Source organism: Streptomyces sp. AN091965 (assembly GCF_022698285.1).
Taxonomy (GTDB): Bacteria; Actinomycetota; Actinomycetes; order Streptomycetales; family Streptomycetaceae; genus Streptomyces.
Genome location: NZ_JALDMY010000001.1, coordinates 1,670,306 through 1,684,451 on the forward strand (window position 1 = coordinate 1,670,306; position 14,146 = coordinate 1,684,451).

The window sequence follows — 14,146 nt, forward strand, 5'->3', positions numbered from 1 at the left end:
CCAGCATAGAGAACGATGGTTCTCAGCGGTAGTCTTTGGCCAATGGAAACCACCGTCGCCAGGGAAAAGGCGCTGGACGCGGCCGAGGAGCTCTTCTATCAGCGCGGCGTCCAGACCGTGGGCATGGACGACATCCGCTCCGCTTCGGGCGTCTCGCTGAAGCGCCTCTACCAGCTCTTCCCCTCGAAGGAGCGGCTCGTCGAGGCCTATCTGGAGCGACGGGACGTGCGCTGGCGCCGACAGCTCGCCGCGCACGTGGAGCGGCACGAGGATCCCGAGCGGCGGCTGCTCGCGGTGTTCGACTGGCTGGGCGAGTGGTTCGCCGAGCCCGGCTTCCGCGGCTGCGCCTGGATCAACTCGTACGGGGAGCTCGGCGCGACGTCCGAGCCGGTGGCCCGCCAAGTGCGCCTGCACAAGGGGGCGTTCAAGGAGTATCTGGCCGCGCTCGTGGCGGGCGCGGGGCTGCCCGGCGACCTGGCCGAGCAGCTGTTCCTGCTGGCTGAGGGCGCGATGGTGAGCGCGGGGATCGACCGCGCCCCCGGCCCCGCCGCGCACGCGGCCCGCGCGGCGAAGGCACTGGTCACCGCCGCGCGGTGAGCACGGGGCCCGGTCCTGCCGGGCCCCGTGAGGTGGCGCGTCAGCCCGTCTGCGAGGCCTTGCGCAGCGCCGTCAGACAAGTGCCGATGGCTTCCTGGAGCTCTTCGAGGCGCTGGACCATGTCGTCCTCGTAGATGTCGCCGAAGTCGGCGGCGTCGTCGAGGGTCAGCTCCTCGAAGACCTTCGTCGCCTTCTGGAGGCTGCTGTAGAACTTCGTCCGCCGCTCCTGGACGCGCAGCTCGGGGTCCGCCTCGACGGTCTCGGCGACGAGCGTCTTCACCGTGTCGTAGGCCTCCGAGGCCCACTCCCCGGCCTCCTCGGGCTCCAGCTCGTCGATCAGGGACAGATGCCGCTCGGCTTCCTCGCGCAGCTCGGCCGGTGCGTCGATGGTCTGCCCGGCGGGGGTCCTGACCTGGCCCTCCTCGGCGATCTTGCGGACGTACTCGATGCGGTCGGCGGCCCTGGCCTCGCCCGCGACGGCCTTCTTCAGGTCGTCGGTGCGGGCGATGTCACGGGCCAGGTCGACCTGGAGGACCGGGTCCTCCTTGATCCGGTCGAGCAGCGCGTGCCGGGCGGCCTGCGCCGTGGACGGGTCGGCGAGGATCGCGGCGCGCAGCGCCGTGGGGTTCTCGGCGACCTCCAGGGCCTTGGTCGGGCGGATGCCCTCGGCCTCGGCGGCCGCCATGATCGCGGTGCCACGCTCGGAGGACGCGCTGGAGCGCGGCACGTAGTAGGTGAGCCAGACGTCGGCGTCCGGCAGCTCGACCTCCTGGCCCGGCGCCAGCTCCTCGAAGTGCGGCACGAGCCCGTCGTCGGCGGCCCGGTCCCAGGCCTTGTAGAAGCGCATGACGCGCTCGGCGGAGCACCCGGCGAGCTCGCCGAACTCCTTCGCGGACGCCTTCGGCGTCTCCGCCGCCGACTGCCCGCCGGGCCGCACGCTGCGCGCCACCTTCAGGCCGAACGTCCAGCCGCCGGTGCGCGCGTACACCCCGAACTCGCGGGCGTCGCGCGCGACGAGCTCGCGCGCGGCCTCGTACGCGCCGGCCTCGTACGCGCCGTCCTGTCCGGCCTCCGGTGCGGTCTGCGCGGTCTCCTGCACGTCATCGCGTACGTCCAGGGGCGCGTCGGTGGCCGGGGCGGGCCCGGCCGACGGGTCAGCCGGGGCGGACGGGGCGATCACTGCGGTCACAGATAACTCTCCGAGTACGTCGTGAGCGATAAGAAACAGAACGTACAGCCTATATCGCCCCGTTGCTCCGGCTTTCCGTATCCGCCCGTGACACCCCTCCGGCGCGTCGGCACGGCCCGCCGGGGTGCGGCGGGCCGCGCCTGCCGCGTCAGGCCCCCGGCCTCAGCGGGCCGAAGAACGCGCGCAGTTCGGCGGCGACCTGGTCCGGCTCCTCATGGGACATGAAGTGGCCGCCCCGCCGCGGCTCGCGCCAGTGCCGCAGGTCGGCGAAGACGCGCTCGGCGAGGCTCCGCGGATAGTTCGCGTACCCCGGCTCGTGGCTGAGCGTGACGGCAGCGGGCACGGTGACGGGCGGCAGGAGCTTGTTCAGGTGGTAGTCGTAGTACTGCCGGAACGAGGTGCCGATGCTGGCCGTGGCCCAGTACAGGGTGGCCACCGTCAGGAGCGTGTCCCGGTCCCAGCGCCTCTCGACGTCGCCGTCGCAGTCGCTCCAGTCGCGGTACTTGTCGACGATCCAGGCGAGCAGCCCGGAGGGCGAGTCGATCAGGGCGGCGGCGACCGTGTCCGGCCGGGTGCACATGATCTCGCTGTAGCCGCCGTCGGTGCGGTCGTACGCGGCGAGCGCGTCGAGGTACGTCTGCTCCTCGGGGGTCGGCGGGTGCTGCTCGAAGTCGGCGCTCACCAGGGCGGAGGTGACGTGCACCCCGGCGACGTGCTCCGGGTACAGCGCGCCGAGCCACTGGGTCACACCGCCGCCGATGTCGCCGCCGAAGGCCCCGTACCGCTCGTAGCCCAGCGTCTCGGTCATCAGGGAGTGCCACGCCTCGGCGACGCCCCGGCGCGTGAACGGTCCGCGGGGCGGCTCCGAGTACAGGAAGCCGGGCAGCGAGGGGACGACGACGTCGAAGGCGTCGGCGGGGTCGCCGCCGTACGCGGCCGGGTCGGCGAGGCGCCGGGCGACGCGGAGCATCTCCACGAAACTGCTCGGCCAGCCGTGGCTCAGCACCAGCGGCAGCGGCGCGGGCGCGCCTTCGGGGCGCCGCCCGCGCAGCTGGAGGAAGTGCAGGCGGGCGCCCGCGACCTCGGCGGTGTAGTGCGGGAAGTCGTTGAGCGCGGCCTCGGCGGCGCGCCAGTCGAAGCCGTCGGCCCAGTACGCGACGAGGTCACGCAGATACGCCGGGTCGGTTCCGGCCGCCCAGGGCGTCGTGTCGGACGCGGTGGTGAAGCGGGTGCGGGCCAGGCGGGCGCGCAGGTCGGCGAGGACGTCGTCGGGCACGGCGACGCGGAAGGGCGTGGGGGTGGTGCGTGCGGTGGAGGTCATGGTTCCTTCGCTGAGGAGTGCTGCGGTTGCTCGGGCGAGCGGGCGCTCCTGCGCGGCGGCCGTGCGGGGAACCGGTCAGACGGGAAGGGACGGTCTGACGGTCAGGCGCGGACGGCGGTCGGGAGGGCCCGGACGGTGCGGTCAGTGCTCAGGTCGCGCAACGGGCTCACCTCCTTCGTCGGTCCGCACGCGGTGCCGAGGACCGCGTGACCGGGCCGACTATACACACGGATTGATCAACGCCACAGGGTCCGCGGACCTAGGAGTGGGCCTAGGACCCGCGGCGCCGGAGGCCTAGGGCGAAAGGAACGGCCGGGGTCTGTCTGCGGCCGGTGGCCCGGGCGGTCACGTCCCGTGAGACTGGCCCCATGGACACCTCACGGACCGACGCCTATCTGCTCCGCATCGGCGCGGAGCGCCCCGCCGCCCCCACCTCGGCGGCCCTGCGCGACCTGCACCTGGCACACCTGCACACCGTCCCCTTCGAGAACCTCGCCGTCCACGCGGGCGTCGAGGTCGACCTCGTCGAGGAGGACCTCGTCGCGAAGGTCGTCGACGGCCGCCGCGGCGGGTTCTGCTACGAACTCAACGGGGCCTTCGCCGCCCTGCTCACCGCTCTCGGCTTCGAGGTCGACCTGCTCCAGGCCAGCGTCTACCAAGGGGACCGCCTCGGGATCCCGTACGACCACATGGCGTTGCGCGTGCGCACCGTCGACGGCGGCGACTGGCTGGCCGACGTGGGCTTCGGCAGGCACAGCCACCACCCGCTCGCCGCCGCCGAGCGCGGCGACCAGAGCGACCCCGCGGGCACCTTCCGCGTCGCCGAGACGCCCGCGGGCGATCTGCGCGTCCTGATGGGCGGCGAGCCGCAGTACCTGCTCGACCCGCGGCCGCGTGCCCTCGCCGACTTCAGCGGCGGCGCCTGGTACCACCGCACCTCGCCGAAGTCCCACTTCACCCGGTCCCTGGTGTGCTCGATCCTCACCGACACCGGCCGGACCACGCTCAGCGGCAGCAAGCTCACCGTCACCCCGCTCGACGGCGAGCCGCAGGTCACCGAACTCGGCACGGAGGCCGAGGTCCTGGAGGCGTACGCCACCCACTTCGGCATCGCGCTCGACGAGGTGCCCCGGCTCGCCGAGCCGGTCCAGGTCGGGGGCCGGTAGCCGAACGGCGGGCGGGGATGTCCTTGCGACATGACACAGGGGGCGGACACCTTGCAGCACGCCCGCCCCTTTGTCCAGGCTTCCCCACCCCGCGCGGCCCCCGCCGGGCGCGGTGACGTTCGTCGCGGCGTGCGCGGCGCACCCGGACGTAGGCTGCCGCACTGTGAAGAGACACATACCTTTCGACCGGCTGCACAACTTCCGTGACCTGGGGGGCTACGTCACTGAGGACGGCCGTACGGTGCGGTGGGGGACGGTGTACCGGTCGGACTCGCTGAGCAAGCTGCGGGACGCCGACTGGGAACGCTTCCTCGGCCTGGGTGTCCGCACGGTCATCGATCTGCGCTATCCCTGGGAGATCGAGGCGAAGGGCCGGGTGCCGGACCACGCGTCCTTCGCCTACCACAACCTGAGCGTCGAGCACCGCCCCTACGACCAGGCCGCGTTGGGGCCCGACGTGGACACCGGACGCTATCTCGCCGACCGTTACGCGGAGGTCGCCGAGGACGGCGTCAAGGAGCTGCGCCGGGCCCTGGAGCTGATCGCCGAGGGCGGTTCGGAGCCCCTGGTGTTCCACTGCGCGTCCGGCAAGGACCGCACGGGGCTGCTCGCCGCGCTCGTCCTGACCCTCATCGGCGTGCCCGAGGCCGACGTGGTCGAGGACTTCACCCTCACCGGGCTCGCCACCGACCGGCTCGTCGCCGACTGGCGCGCGGCGAACCCGGACCGCGAGCTGACCTGGCCCGACTACGGCCGGGCACCCGCGGAGGTGATGCGCCTCTTCCTCGCCGGGATCGCCGAGCGGTACGGCTCCCTGCGCGGCTACGCCGAGCGGCTCCTGGACGTCGACGAGGAGTTGGTGGCCGCGTTGCGCGCCGCCCTCCTGGAGGGGCCCGAGCTCACCTTCCGGCGGGCCGGACCGGCCGACCTCGCCGAGCTCGTGCGGCTGCGCGACCAGGCCGCGCGCTGGCAGATCGGCCGGGGCATCGCCCAGTGGAAACCGGGAGAGCTGGGCGAGGACCACTTCCGCGCCCGCCTCGCGGACAGCGAGGTGTGGCTCGCGGCGCTGGGGCCCGAGGGGCCCGTCGCCGGGGCGTACGAGCTGTGGTGGGACGACCCCGTCCCGTGGGGCCCGCAGCCGCCGACCGCGGGCTATGTGCACCGCCTGATGACCGACCGGCGCACCGCGCCCCCGGGCACCGGGCTCCTCCTGCTCGCGCACGCCGAGCAGCGCATCCGCGCCGCCGGGCGCGGTCTGAGCCGCCTCGACTGCCGCTCCAACAACCCGCGGCTGCGGGAGTACTACGCGGCGGCGGGCTACCGGGAGGTCGGCGAGCTGGCGTCGAAGGACGGCGGGGTCGCGGGCCGGTACGCCGTCACGCTCATGGAGAGGCGGCTGTGAGGCCGCGGCCCTACAGCGAGGCCTTGATGCGGCGCGGCGCGTCGGCCAGGCGGCTGATCAGGGAGACCACTTCCGGGGGCTGGCGGCTGACGTCCCGGTCGGCGCTGAGCACGTAGTAGATCTGCTCCAGGGACGGCGGGCCGACCGCGACCGTGCGCAGGGCCGCCTGGCCGGGCGTGGCCTGGCCCGTGCGGACCAGATAGGCGGCCGCCATGGAGCCGGTGCGGCCGACGCCCGCGCCGCAGTGCACGAAGACCGGGCCCTTCGCCTCGGCGACGACGCGCAGGAACCGGTCGACCTGCCCGCCGTCGGGCGTCTGCCCGTCCCGCACGGGCAGCCGTACGACGGCCAGTCCCGCGCGCCCGGGGCGCGCGAGCTCCGCCGCGCTCAGGTCCTCGGCCCGCAGGTCCACCACGGTGCGGATGCCGTGGGCCGCGAGCGCGCGGTACCCGGCCTCGGTGGGCGCGGAGCCGCGCCACAGCCGGTCGTCGACGCGCTGGAAGTGGCGGACGCCGGTCATCTCCCGCTCGGCGCGGACGTGTTCGCCCGCCCAGGCCGATACGGCGAGCACGCCGAGCGACGTGGCACCCCAGAAGACCGTGTAGCCGAGCGCGCACAGGCCGATCAGCTTCAGCGCCCGCCGGGGTGTCGGCCGTCTCGCTCCGAGCCTGCGGCCCGCGTGCGCGCACGCGGCGCCCGCGGTGGCGGTGGCCGCGGCGACACGGGCGACGGCACGGGCGGACGCGGCACGGACGGAGGAGGTACGGGACACCAAGTGGTCACCACCAGAGGGCGTACGCGTCGCGCACACCGGACTGCACGGGAGGACGGCACAAGCCTCGTCCAGGCTACCGGCGCCCGAGGGCCCCGGCGACCTGGTCCCCCCACCCCGCACACCTCTCCCGGCACGCCAACTCCCTTATGCATCAACCCCGTTGCTCCTTGCGGATCGACAGGACCGGACTCAGTGGACCTCCCGCACCTGGCTCTCGCCCAGGACCTTCGCGCTCGTGCGGTGGGCCGTGGCGTCGGCGAGGCAGCCGCGCAGCCGCATCACGTCGTGCGCGGAGAGGGCGGGGCGGATCACTCCGGCCCACACGTCGCCGTCCAGGCGGGTCAGCGCCGCGTGCACGTTCAGGGCGGCGGTGGACCTGCGGCAGCTCTCCCACAGCTCCCGGGCGGCCAGCGCGCGGGCCGACGCGCCGTCGCTGCCGCGCACCCGCACCTCGTACACCACGGTGGTCGCGGCCGCGCCCGTGGTCTTGGCGGGGCGGGTCTGGGTGGCGTCGGAGAGGGTGTCCACGAGCAGCGCGAGCAGCAGGGCGGCGGCCACGGCGGTGCCGCTCACCACGGCGGTGCGCAGGACGCGCGGCCGGGGCACGGCCTCGCGGTCCTCCAACTCCGGGACACGGCCGTGCCGTTCGTCACCGGGGGCGGCGAGGCGCGCGAGGCGTCCGGCGAGCCTGCGCTCGGTGCCGGGCCGGACGGTGGCCGCCGAGATCCGCTGCACGACCCAGGCGACGCCCGAGAGCAGCGCCCCGGCCGCCATCAGGACCGGCACGAAGACGTACGTGCGGTGGGTGCCGTCCGCGGTGTCCTGCTCCAGCCAGCGGAACCGGGCGCCGTCCTCGGCCCGTGACTCCTGGAGGCGCCGCCACACCTCCTCGGTGCGCCGCCCGGAGTCGGCCAGCTGCCGCTCCAGGCGGCCCAGCCGGCTCAGGAGCGCCGTGCCCACCAGGAGGCCCTCGATGACCAGCAGGAGCACCCCGCAGATGAGGGCGCGCTGCCACTCCCAGCGGGTGAGGTAGACGACGCTGTAGGTGGCGGCCGCTGCGGCGCTCAGGCCGCCGAGGAGATAGCTCACGTACTTCATGACGCCATGCCCTCCGTGTGGCCGGCGCCGCCCGGGGGCGCGGCCGGGGGTGCGACGGCGGACATGCGCACCCCTTCCACGGCGCCCGTGCCGCCGTCCACGGTGAGCCGGGTCCCGTCGGGGAACCGCTCCAGGGCGTCGGGGACGCCCACGGCCGTCGGCACCTGGTACTCGCGGGCGAGCACGGCGAGGTGGGAGAGCACGCTGCCGGTCTCCGCGACGAGCCCGGTGAGGCCGGGCAGGAGGGGGGCGAGCGCCGGGTCGAGGGCGCGGACGACGAGGACCGCGAAGCGGGGGCGTTCGCCGCCGCCGTGCCAGGCCGTGCCGGAGCCGAAGCCGCCGCCCGCGCCCTGCCCGTCGGCGGCCGCGCGGCGCCTGCCCGGCTCGGCCACCGGCAGGCCGTCCGCGAGCCGGAACGCGGCGGGCAGCTCCGAGCGCTGCGGCCTCGGCAGGCGCTCGCGCAGATCGGCGGGCAGGCCCTTGCCGTCGCCCGCGGCGGTCAGCTCGGCCCAGCGCAGCAGGGCGATGCGGTCCGGGTCGCCGAGGAGTTCCACGGCGGTCAGCCTGCGGGCCAGCTCGCGCACCATGCTGGTCTGCATCTCCTGCACCCAGCGCACGCGCAGGCGCAGCCCCTCGCGGGCGGGCAGCACGGCCGTGCCGCGCGGCACGCCGGTCAGGGCGGGGCGCCCGGGCAGCGGCGGGCGCGGGCCGAGCGCGGGCGGCAGGAGCGAGAGGAGCACCGGGTGGCGGGCGATGAGCCGGGCGTCGTCGGGTTCGTCCGCGCGCGCCTCGGCGAGGACGGCGAGCGCCTCGCCCACGGCCGTGGCACCCGAACCCTGTCCGAGCACCGCCCCGGCCAGGGACTCCTGGGCGTGCAGCGCGGAGAGGACCGTACGCCCCCAGGAGACGGCGGCGAGCAGCCGGCCGCTCAACATCTCGGCGGGGGCGGGCAGTTCGCTCAAGTACCGGTCGACGTCGGCCGTGAGGTCGAGGGCGAGCGCCGGGAGCGTCGTGCGCACCCGGCCCATCCGCCAGGCGGCGGTGGCCCGGCGGGCGGCGGGCGCCGGGTTGAGGAAGCCGAGCAGGCGGTGGGTGGGCGGGGCGGCGCCGAGCAGCCGGAGGTCGGCCGCCGCGCGGCCGTCGACGGTGGTCACGGGCGGCAGTCTGCGCAGCCTGCGGCGGGGCGCGGCGCCCGCGATGTCCAGGGCGACCGAGAGCCCGTGCGCCATGGGGGCCAGCCACAGGTCCTCCTCCAAGGGTTGCAGGACCCCGGGGAAGGTCTCGGCGACGGGGCCCGGTCCGAGCAGCCGGGCGCGGCGGGCGGGGCGCGGGGGCATCGCCGTGATGGGGCGGGTCTGGAACAGCCACAGCCGGTCGTCGGCGTCGAAGGCGAACTCGATGTCCTGCGGGCCGCCGAACTCCCGCTGCGCGTCCCGGGCCAGGCGCAGCAGGCGCAGCTGCCGGGCGCGCGCGAGGAGGCGCGCGTCGCGGGGTTCGCCGGGCTCGGTGTGGACCTGGCGGCCGTGCCGGGTCAGGTGGTAGCGCACGCCCTGGACGCTGCCGTTCACCAGGCGGTCGGGGCCGCCGTCGACGGCGCTGATGACGACCCGGTCGCGGCGGCCCGCCATCGGGTCGGCCCCGAACATCACGCCGCCCACGGTCGCGCGCACCATCGGCTGCACGAGCACCGCCATGCCCGCGTGCGGGTCGACGGCGCCGTGCGCGGCACCCGTGGGCGTGCGCCCTGCCGAACCTCCGTGCGCGGCACCCGCGGGCGCGCGTCCCGCCGAACCACCGTGCCCGGCACCCGCGGACGTGCGTCCCGCCGAACCACCGTGCGCGGCACCCGCGGACGTGCGTCCCGCCGAGCGCAGCACCCGTCGCACGGCGTCGGTGAAGTCGCTCCAGCCGCGCACGTCGAGCACGGTCTCGAAGAGCCCCGCGAGCGACGAGTCGGCGGAGTCCTCCCACGCGGACGAGGAGCGCACGACGAGGGGCCGCGCCCCGTCACCGCTCAACTCCCGCCAGGCACGCCGCAGTTCCTGCTCACCATGGGCAGGCCCCTCTCGGGACGCGATGCCCGCGGCACTCGCGGCGTCCACGGCGGCCGTCACGGCATGCGCCGCACTCGCGGCGTCCGCGGCGTCCGCGGGTACCAGCACGAACCCCGGCAGCACGGGAAGGCCCACGGCCGCCGCCCGTGCCAGGTGGGCCGCCTTCGCGCCCGTGAGGCGCGGGTCGCGGGCGTGCCGCGCCTCCAGCCCCACCACAACCAGCCGGTCCGTCTCCACCCCGATCATGGCCTGCCTCCTTCGCCCGACCGCGCGCTCCGTCCCGCCCGCGCATCCCGTTCCCGGCGCCGTTCCCTCCGAGGTGAGGCCCTGCGCGCCCGCCGCGCCGCTGGGGCGAAACGCCAGGCCACGAAGCCGGACCGAAAAATCATCCAGCCCTTAGCACGGACGCGTGGCCGCGCCATGAAGTTGAGCACAAGCCCACTCGAATTCGGCCGAGCCCGTCGAGGGCGGCGACGGCACGGGAGGCGGCGGTCCGGCGGCCGCACGGCGTGTGCTAAGGCTTCTTCGCGGGGGATGTGCGGCGGGGGCACGGCCCTTGGCCCCGCGTCCGCCGCACGCTGTCAGCAGACGCAGAGAGGCGAAGACGTGACAGGCAGTCAGTTCGACGAGCTCGGGCAGGTCTACGAGGAGTCCTCGGGCATGGCCTTCAGGCAGGGCCTGGAGTTCCCCACCGTGCTCGGGCACCTCGGTGACATCCGGAGCCAGGACATACTCGACTTCGGCTGCGGCAGCGGGGTCTACACCCGGCTGCTCGCGCGCCGCGGCGCCCGGCGGACGGTGGGCCTCGACGCGTCCGAGGGCATGGTCGACCACTGCCGCCGCCGGGAGGAGGACGAGCCCCTCGGTGTCGAGTACGTCGCCGGGGAGCTCCCGGAGCGGCTGCGCGGCGCCTTCGACACCGTGCTCGGCGTGTACGTGCTGCCGCACGCCGAGACGTACGACGGGCTCGTCGCGATGTGCCGGGCGGTGGCGGCCGCGCTGCGGCCCGGCGGGCGCTTCCTGACCCTGCCCATCCACCCGGACGTGCACCCGGACCCGGACCACTACGCCCGCTACGGCTTCCGCCTGGACGTCAGCGCCCGCGAGGACGGCGCCCCGGTGGACTTCGGGTTCACCGTGGGCGAGCACAGCGCGCGGTTCACCGCCCGCTACTGGACCGCCGCGTCCCTGGAGGGCGCGCTGCGCGACGCGGGCTTCGGCGCGCCCCGGTGGCGCGCGCACCGGGTGTCCGAGACCGCCGAGCCCGGCCCCGCGGACGACTTCTGGGCCCGCTACCTCACGACCCCGCACGCGGCGGTCCTGGACGCGCGCAAGGCCTGAGGCCCGGCCCGGGGGCGGCTCAGTCCCCGCCGCCGGGCGGCGGCCCGGGCGCGCGGTGCCGGTGCGGCAGGTGCAGGGAGTGCTCGTGGTGCGGGCGCGGCGGGTGCTCGGCCGCGTGGGCCCGGTCGGCGAACCCGGGCGCCATCACGTGCACGGTCCGCCCGCCGCACCTGGGGCACACCGCCGCCGCCAGGGGCGAGCGCAGGGCGTTGCCGTCCTCGTCGACGTACTCCTGGACGGCCGACCCCGCGGGGTCGGCGGAGGCGGCGGGGTCGGGGAAGAACATGACCCGGAAGGTGGACTCCCAGGTCTCCCCGCAGTCTCCGCAGGTGAAGGCGAAGGTCTCGGTGACCGGGTCGGGCTCGGGCGGCATGGGCACTCCTCGTCGTCGCTCCCCCGGCATCCCAGCGGACAACGCCCCGCGCCGCCCGGCAACCCGGACGCGCCGGTCGGGCGGCGCGGCCGGTGAAACGGCCGGTGGCCCGGTGACCGTCGAGGTCACCGGGCCACCGGCCGTGCACTGCGTTGGTACTACAGGTGTATCGCGTGTCGTCAGCGCGTCGGCTGCAGTTCCCGCTCCGGGTCGGAGTAGGGGGCGCCGCCGTTGTCGCCGAGCTGCTTGTAGAGCTTCTCGCCCTCCACGTCGACGTTCGGCAGGATCTTGTTCAGCCAGCCCGGCAGGTACCAGGCGGACTTGCCGAGCAGCGCGAGGACGGCCGGGACGATCGCCATGCGGACGACGAAGGCGTCGAACAGGACGGCGGCGGCGAGGCCGAAGCCCATGGTCTTGATGATGTCGTCGTCCTCCAGGATGAAGCCGGAGAAGACACTGATCATGATGACCGCGGCCGCGGCGACGACGCGCCCGCCGTGGGTGAAGCCGGTCACGACGGCCTCGCCCGGACGCGCCCCGTGGACGTACGCCTCACGCATGCGCGTCACGAGGAACACCTCGTAGTCCATCGCCAGACCGAACACCACACCGATCATGAAGATCGGCATCATGCTCATGATCGGGCCGGGCTGGTCGACGCCGAACACGTTCGCGAGGTGGCCCTCCTGGAAGACCGCCACGACCGCGCCGAGCGCCGCGAGCACCGAGAGCAGGAAGCCGAGCGCCGCCTTCAGCGGGACCAGGAGCGAGCGGAACACCAGCATCAGGAGCAGGAAGGCGAGGCCGACGACCAGGGCCAGGTACGGGATCAGCGCGTCGTCGAGGGTCTGCGAGAAGTCGATGATCGAGGCCGTCTGGCCGGTGATCAGGACCTCGGCGCCGGTCTTGGACTCGATGGTGCCGATGTCGGAGCGGATCTTCTTGACCAGCGTCTCGGTGTCGTGGTCACTCGGTCCCGTCTTCGGCGTCGCGGACAGGATCGCCAGGTCGTCGGCCTTGTTCGGCGACGCCGGGCTGACGGACACGATGCCGTCGACCTTCTTGAGCTCCTTGCCGACGTCCTTCGCTGCGGCGCCGGCACCCTTGTCCTTGTCGACGACGATCGTCAGCGGGCCGTTGAAGCCCTTGCCGAAGGAGTCCGACAGCATGTCGTACGCCTTGCGCTGCGTGGTGTCCGGCGCGAAGGTGCCCTCGTCCGGCAGGCCGAGCTGCAGGTTGGCGGCCGGGGCGGCCACGACGCCGAGACCGGCGATGGCGACGAGCAGCACGACCAGCGGGCGGCGCAGCACGAACCGGGCCCAGCGGGTGCCGAGCTTCGGCTTGGCGTTGGGGTCGGTGAACGGAACGCCGACGGGCTTCTTGCGGTCCTTGCGGCGCAGCGTCCTGCGGGGCGCGATGCCGAGCAGCGCCGGGATGAGGGTCAGCGCGATCAGGACGGCGACCACGACCGTGCCGGCCGCGGCGAGGCCCATCTTGGTGAGCAGCGGGATGTTCACGACGGCGAGGCCGGAGAGGGCCACGATGACGGTGAGGCCCGCGAACACCACCGCGGAGCCCGCGGTGCCGACGGCGCGTCCTGCGGCGTCCTCGGGGGTGCGGCCGTCCTCCCGCTCGGCGCGGTAGCGCGAGACGATGAACAGGGCGTAGTCGATGCCGACCGCGAGACCGATCATCGTGGCGAGCGTCGAGGTGGTGCTGGACAGCTCCAGGGTGCTGGCGAGCGCGGTGATGCCGGAGATGCCGATGCCGACGCCGATGAGCGCGGTCAGGATGGGCATGCCCGCGGCGATCAGCGAGCCGAAGGTGATGAGCAGCACCACGGCGGAGATGCCGATGCCGATCAGCTCGGCGCTGCCGCCCAGCTCCTGCTCGGTCGGGACCGCGTCACCGCCCGCCTCGACGGTCAGGCCGTCCTTGCGGGTGTCCTTGAGCGTGTCGGTGAGCTTGTCCTTGACCTTGTCGGTCAGCTCGGGTCCGGGGACCTTGTACGACACGGTCGCGTAGACGGTGGTCGAGTCCTTGCTGACCGCGCCCGTCTTGAACGGGTCGTCGACCTTCGAGACCTGCGCGCCCTTGCTCAGCCGGTCGACGGCTTTGTTGACCTTCGCCTTGTTCTCGGCGTCGGTGATCTTCTCGCCCTGGGGGGCGCGGAGCACCACACGGGCCGTGGCGCCGTCGGCGCTCGTCTCGGGGAACTTCTCCTCGAGCAGGTCGAAGGCCTTCTGCGACTCCGTGCCGGGCATGGAGAAGACGTCGGCCGGAGCCTTGGGAGCCGAGGACGCTGCGACGCCCGCGCCGATGAAGAGCAGCACCCATATGAGCGCCATCCACCAGCGCCGTCTGAAGGCGAGACGGCCCAGTTTGTAGAGGAACGTAGCCACGGCGAACGAGACTCCCGTCGGGATTGGCAGGCAGGACCGACCCGTTTGGCGGCGGGCGCCGCGCGGCAGGGTTGGGTCGGCAGGATCCACTCCATCGTGACGGCACCGGAGCGCGCGGAAGTCAGACTGCGGGCCGGAGTCCGCGCCCACGTCCGTCGTAGTCGGAAGTCGGCCGACTCATCCTCGGGTAGGAGATGCGCCGACTACATGTAGATCTCATGTACCAGGGGTGTGACCTGCGTCTCTTGGTCAACAACCCGCCCTCAGCATCGGGCATTTAGGTCGAATCACAGACCTTTTGGACAGGTGCCGTTTCGGACACCTGAGGCATCAGCAGACACCTGCGCCGAGGCGCCGGGGGCGCCCGGTCACCGCCGCATGACGTGCGTCGCAGCGGCACGCTCCCCTCCTCCAACGACGCGGCGCGC

General features: G+C 74.0%; 11 protein-coding genes. 4 read left to right on the top strand and 7 right to left on the bottom strand.

Going from position 1 to position 14,146, the window contains the following annotated elements; genetic code table 11:
* The first annotated feature begins 42 nt into the window (after positions 1 to 42).
* Positions 43 to 597: a TetR/AcrR family transcriptional regulator gene (locus MQV74_RS06480; protein ID WP_242715066.1), complete on the top strand. Its 555-nt coding sequence runs from the start codon at positions 43 to 45 to the stop codon at positions 595 to 597.
* 40 nt (positions 598 to 637) lie between these two features.
* On the opposite strand, the gene MQV74_RS06485 is transcribed toward MQV74_RS06480, so the two are convergent.
* Both MQV74_RS06485 and MQV74_RS06490 read right to left on the bottom strand, forming a co-directional pair.
* Positions 638 to 1,786, bottom strand: coding sequence for a hypothetical protein (locus MQV74_RS06485; RefSeq protein WP_242715067.1), 1,149 nt, complete (start codon positions 1,784 to 1,786; stop codon positions 638 to 640).
* 148 nt (positions 1,787 to 1,934) lie between these two features.
* Positions 1,935 to 3,107: an epoxide hydrolase family protein gene (locus tag MQV74_RS06490; protein ID WP_242715068.1), complete on the bottom strand. Its 1,173-nt coding sequence runs from the start codon at positions 3,105 to 3,107 to the stop codon at positions 1,935 to 1,937.
* A gap of 368 nt (positions 3,108 to 3,475) precedes the next feature.
* On the opposite strand from MQV74_RS06490, the gene MQV74_RS06495 reads away from it, so the two are divergent.
* Together MQV74_RS06495 and MQV74_RS06500 are read left to right on the top strand one after the other, a co-directional pair.
* Entirely contained in the window at positions 3,476 to 4,273 is a 798-nt protein-coding gene (locus MQV74_RS06495) for an arylamine N-acetyltransferase family protein (protein WP_242715069.1), read from the top strand.
* A 163-nt stretch (positions 4,274 to 4,436) separates the two neighbouring features.
* Positions 4,437 to 5,675, top strand: coding sequence for a tyrosine-protein phosphatase (locus MQV74_RS06500; protein WP_242715070.1), 1,239 nt, complete (start codon positions 4,437 to 4,439; stop codon positions 5,673 to 5,675).
* 10 nt (positions 5,676 to 5,685) lie between these two features.
* Here the strand turns inward: MQV74_RS06500 and MQV74_RS06505 are convergent, their stop codons facing one another.
* The 3 genes from MQV74_RS06505 to MQV74_RS06515 form a co-directional block, all read right to left on the bottom strand.
* Complete coding sequence (locus MQV74_RS06505; protein ID WP_242715071.1) at positions 5,686 to 6,447, bottom strand: fused DSP-PTPase phosphatase/NAD kinase-like protein; 762 nt, start codon at positions 6,445 to 6,447, stop codon at positions 5,686 to 5,688.
* 192 nt (positions 6,448 to 6,639) lie between these two features.
* Positions 6,640 to 7,548: a hypothetical protein gene (locus MQV74_RS06510; protein WP_242715072.1), complete on the bottom strand. Its 909-nt coding sequence runs from the start codon at positions 7,546 to 7,548 to the stop codon at positions 6,640 to 6,642.
* Complete coding sequence (locus MQV74_RS06515; RefSeq protein WP_242715073.1) at positions 7,545 to 9,848, bottom strand: PEP/pyruvate-binding domain-containing protein; 2,304 nt, start codon at positions 9,846 to 9,848, stop codon at positions 7,545 to 7,547. The genes MQV74_RS06510 and MQV74_RS06515 overlap by 4 nt, the downstream gene beginning before the upstream one ends.
* 360 nt (positions 9,849 to 10,208) lie before the next feature.
* Here MQV74_RS06515 and MQV74_RS06520 point away from each other — a divergent pair, with 360 nt between their 5' ends.
* A complete protein-coding gene (locus tag MQV74_RS06520; RefSeq protein ID WP_242715074.1) occupies positions 10,209 to 10,943 on the top strand; it encodes a class I SAM-dependent methyltransferase in 735 nt (244 codons plus the stop codon).
* 19 nt (positions 10,944 to 10,962) lie between these two features.
* On the opposite strand, the gene MQV74_RS06525 is transcribed toward MQV74_RS06520, so the two are convergent.
* Complete coding sequence (locus MQV74_RS06525; protein WP_242715075.1) at positions 10,963 to 11,316, bottom strand: hypothetical protein; 354 nt, start codon at positions 11,314 to 11,316, stop codon at positions 10,963 to 10,965.
* A gap of 179 nt (positions 11,317 to 11,495) precedes the next feature.
* On the bottom strand, positions 11,496 to 13,718 hold the full coding sequence (locus MQV74_RS06530; RefSeq protein ID WP_242715076.1) for an MMPL family transporter: 2,223 nt from the start codon (positions 13,716 to 13,718) through the stop codon (positions 11,496 to 11,498).
* Positions 13,719 to 14,146 lie beyond the last annotated feature (428 nt).